This is a genomic window from Kitasatospora sp. NPDC059571, from assembly GCF_042735675.1.
Lineage (GTDB): Bacteria > Actinomycetota > Actinomycetes > Streptomycetales > Streptomycetaceae > Kitasatospora.
The window spans coordinates 20,108-24,401 of the sequence record NZ_JBHWBW010000067.1 but is presented as its reverse complement, the minus strand read 5'-3'; the positions used below and the strand labels follow the sequence as shown (position 1 = coordinate 24,401).

At 70.0% G+C, this 4,294-nt stretch carries 3 protein-coding genes; all 3 read right to left on the bottom strand.

Annotated features, from left to right (window positions below):
• Positions 1–39: 39 nt before the first annotated feature.
• The 3 genes from ACFV0G_RS10980 to uvrB all read right to left on the bottom strand — a co-directional run bounded on the left by ACFV0G_RS10980 (position 40) and on the right by uvrB (position 4,142).
• Positions 40–1,041: a TerC family protein gene (locus tag ACFV0G_RS10980; RefSeq protein ID WP_380545119.1), complete on the bottom strand. Its 1,002-nt coding sequence runs from the start codon at positions 1,039–1,041 to the stop codon at positions 40–42.
• A 234-nt stretch (positions 1,042–1,275) separates the two neighbouring features.
• Positions 1,276–1,854: a TerD family protein gene (locus ACFV0G_RS10975; RefSeq protein WP_380545117.1), complete on the bottom strand. Its 579-nt coding sequence runs from the start codon at positions 1,852–1,854 to the stop codon at positions 1,276–1,278.
• A gap of 197 nt (positions 1,855–2,051) precedes the next feature.
• On the bottom strand, positions 2,052–4,142 hold the full coding sequence (gene uvrB, locus ACFV0G_RS10970; RefSeq protein ID WP_380545115.1) for an excinuclease ABC subunit UvrB: 2,091 nt from the start codon (positions 4,140–4,142) through the stop codon (positions 2,052–2,054).
• Positions 4,143–4,294: the final 152 nt, after the last annotated feature.

Here is a 4,294-nt window from a genome sequence, read left to right as displayed (position 1 = left end):
GCACCGAGCGGTGCGCGGGGGCCGCGGGACGCGGTGCGGTCAGGCGTCCAGCCGCTCGGGCTCCCCGACGGCGGCCGCCGCCTCCTCCTCCTCCTCCTCCTGGCGGCGGGAGGTCACCAGGCTGGTCACCGTGGTCACCGCGAGGACGACCACGATGAAGCCGAGCGAGAGCGGGATGCCGATCTCCGGGACGTGCACGCCGCTCTCGTGCAGCGCGTGCAGCACCAGCTTCACGCCGATGAAGCCGAGGATCACCGACAGGCCGTAGCTGAGGTGGACCAGCTTCTTCAGCAGGCCGCCGATGAGGAAGTACAGCTGGCGCAGGCCCATCAGGGCGAAGGCGTTGGCGGTGAGGACGATGTACGCGTCCTGGGTCAGGCCGAAGATCGCGGGGATCGAGTCCAGCGCGAACAGCACGTCGGTGGTGCCGATCGCGAGCATCACGATCAGCATCGGGGTCATCAGGCGGCGGCCGTTCTCCCGGACGAAGAGCTTCGTGCCGTGGTAGACGTCGGTCGACGGGACCCGCCGCTCGATCGACTTGAGCAGCCGGTTCTCCTCGAACTCCTCCTCCTCGCCCTCGGACATGGCGTCCTTGACGAGCTTCCACGCCGTCCAGACCAGGAACGCGCCGAAGATGTAGAAGACCCAGGAGAAGCTGGTGATCAGGGCGGCGCCGCCGGCGATGAAGACCGCGCGCAGCACCAGGGCGATGATCACGCCGACCATCAGCACCCGCTGCTGGTAGATCCGCGGCACCGCGAACTTGCCCATGATCAGGATGAAGACGAAGAGGTTGTCGACGCTCAGCGACTTCTCGGTGATGTAGCCGGCGAAGAACTCGCCGGCCGGCTGCGCACCCGAGTGCCACCAGACGAAGCCGCCGAACAGGACGGCGAGGGCGACCCAGACGGCCGTCCAGATGCCGGCCTCCTTGATCGAGACCTCGTGCGGCTTGCGGCCGCCGATGAAGAAGTCGGCCACGATCAGGGCGACCAGCACCCCGATGGTGCCGATCCACAGGCCAAGGGAAACGTCCACTGCTGCTCCTCCGGCAGGTAGGCGATCATCGTCACTGCCGGAGGTCTCCTCCACCCTGCGGCTCGCCCGGCGAGCACGCGGGCGGGCACCCCGGGACGCCCGATGGGCGGGCGTCCGTGTTGACGGGGTCACCGCTTGGGGAGTACTCCCCTCCGCTCCTGCGAGGCTAACAGAACTGCCAAGAGAAGGTAAAAAAGGTAAAGAGAAGCTCGCGCCGGGAAGTCTCCGCGCCAGTCAGAGGAAGGGCTCGATCGCGGGCAGCATGTCCTGGAAGGTGCGGGCCCTGGCCGGGGCGCCGATCGCCTGCATGGCCCAGCCTCCGGACTCCTCGCGGAACACCTTCGCCATGATCTGCCCGGTGTGCCGGCCGCCCGCCGCGAGCTCGTAGCGGGCCAGCTCCAGCCCGCTGGACTCGTCGACCAGCCGGCAGTGCGCGTCCTGGACCTCGGCGAAGGTCTGGCCGGTGTACGAGCTCACGGTGAAGACGATCTGGGTGATCTGGGCCGGGACGTGCAGCAGGTCGACGACGATCGCCTCGTCGTCTCCGGAGGAGGTGCTGCCGGTGAGGTTGTCCCCGGTGTGCCGCACCGAGCCGTCGTTGCTCTCCAGGTGGCGGAAGAACACCACGTCGGACGGGGTGCGCTCGGCGTACAGCAGCGCCGAGGCGTCGAGGTCGACCTGGCGCGCCCGGGTGCCGAACAGCCCCCGCCGGGTGGCGGCGCGCCAGCCGAGGCCCATCCGGACGACCGTCAGCGACTCCCCCGTGCTCTTCTGCAGGCTGACGCTCTGCCCCTTGGCAAGACTCACCGACACGGTGCTACCCCTTCCCTGTGGCCGACGGGCGCTGCCCGTCACGGCACGACGACGGATCACCCCGTTGCCGTCCCCCGGCCGAGGCCCGCTGCTGCGGCCGGCACCGCCGCCGACGTCCGGGCGGCCGGTGCCCGCAGGCCAGCCTAGGCCCTCCGGGCACCGACCACCGAAGGGGATTCCGATCCCGCCGGACGGCGTCAGGCCATCCCTGCCTCGCGCATCTGGCGCAGCTCCTTCTTGAGTTCGCCGACCTCGTCGCGCAGCCGGGCCGCGACCTCGAACTGGAGCTCCGCGGCGGCCGCGTGCATCCGGTCGGTGAGGTCCTGGATGAGCTGGGCCAGCTCGGCGGCGGGCAGGCTCTTGGCGGGCTTGCGGTCGGCACCGAGCGCGGGCACCGGCGTCCGGGCCTTGCCGGAGCCGCGGTACCCGGTGGAGAGCAGCTGCTCGGTGTCCACGTCCTCGCGGGCCAGCGTGTCCAGGATGTCGCCGATCTTCTTGCGCAGCGGCTGCGGGTCGATGCCGTTGGCCTCGTTGTAGGCCTGCTGCACGGCCCGGCGGCGGTTGGTCTCCTCGATCGCCAGCTCCATCGCCGCGGTGATCCGGTCGGCGTACATGTGCACCTGGCCGGAGACGTTGCGCGCGGCGCGGCCGATGGTCTGGATCAGCGAGGTGCCCGACCGCAGGAAGCCCTCCTTGTCGGCGTCCAGGATCGCGACCAGCGACACCTCGGGGAGGTCGAGGCCCTCGCGGAGCAGGTTGATGCCGACCAGCACGTCGTACTCGCCGGCGCGCAGCTCGCGCAGCAGCTCGACCCGGCGCAGGGTGTCGATGTCGCTGTGCAGGTACCGGACGCGGATGTCCAGGCCGAGCATGTAGTCGGTGAGGTCCTCGGCCATCTTCTTGGTGAGCGTGGTGACCAGGACGCGCTCGTCCTTCTCCACCCGCTTGCGCACCTCGTGGACGAGGTCGTCGATCTGGCCCTCGGTCGGCTTGACGATCACCTCGGGGTCGATCAGGCCGGTCGGGCGGATGATCTGCTCGACCGCGCCGTCACCGCGGGAGAGCTCGTACTTGCCCGGGGTGGCCGAGAGGTACACGGTCTGGCCGATCCGCTCCAGGAACTCCTCCCACTTCAGCGGGCGGTTGTCCATCGCGGAGGGCAGCCGGAAGCCGTGGTCGACCAGGGTCCGCTTGCGGGAGGCGTCGCCCTCGTACATCGCGCCGATCTGCGGGACGGTGACGTGCGACTCGTCGATGACCAGGAGGAAGTCCTCCGGGAAGTAGTCGAGCAGGGTGTTGGGCGCGGTGCCGGGCGCGCGGCCGTCGAAGTGCATCGAGTAGTTCTCCACGCCGGAGCAGGTGCCGATCTGGCGGAGCATCTCGATGTCGTAGGTGGTGCGCATCCGCAGCCGCTGGGCCTCCAGCAGCTTGCCCTGCTTCTCCAGCACGGCCAGGCGCTCGCCGAGCTCCTTCTCGATGTCGTTGACCGCCCGCTCCATGCGCTCCGGGCCGGCCACGTAGTGCGAGGCGGGGAAGACGTAGATGGAGTCGTCCTGGCTGATGATCTCGCCGGTCAGCGGGTGCAGCGTGTACAGCGCCTCGATCTCGTCGCCGAACATCTCGATCCGGACCGCGAGCTCCTCGTAGACCGGGAAGATCTCGATGGTGTCGCCGCGCACCCGGAAGGTGCCGCGGGTGAACGCCAGGTCGTTGCGGGTGTACTGGATGTCGACGAAGCGGCGGAGCAGGGCGTCCCGGTCGATCTCCTCGCCGACCTTGAGCGGGACCATCCGGTCCACGTACTCCTGCGGGGTGCCGAGGCCGTAGATGCAGGAGACCGAGGCCACCACGATGACGTCGCGGCGGGTGAGCAGCGAGTTGGTCGCGGAGTGGCGCAGCCGCTCGACCTCCTCGTTGATCGAGGAGTCCTTCTCGATGTAGGTGTCCGTCTGCGGGACGTACGCCTCGGGCTGGTAGTAGTCGTAGTACGAGACGAAGTACTCGACCGCGTTGTTGGGGAGCAGCTCGCGGAACTCGTTGGCCAGCTGGGCGGCGAGCGTCTTGTTCGGCGCCATCACCAGGGTGGGCCGCTGGAGCTTCTCGATCATCCAGGCGGTGGTCGCCGACTTGCCGGTGCCGGTCGCGCCGAGCAGGACGACGTCCTTCTCGCCGGCGCGGATCCGGCGCTCCAGCTCGGCGATGGCCGCCGGCTGGTCGCCGTTCGGCCGGTAGGGGCTGACGACCTCGAAGGGCGTCGTGGACCGCTCAATACTCGTGATGGGGCGCACCAGTCCACGGTACGACCCGCCACCGACAATCCGGGCGCGAATGCCGTGCGGGCGCCCCCGGGCGGCCGGGGCCCGGCGGGCGCCGGCGCGGGCGGGGGGGGGGGGGGCCCCGCGCGCGCCCGCGCCCCCGTGAGTGTTGCGGGTGCCCGCGC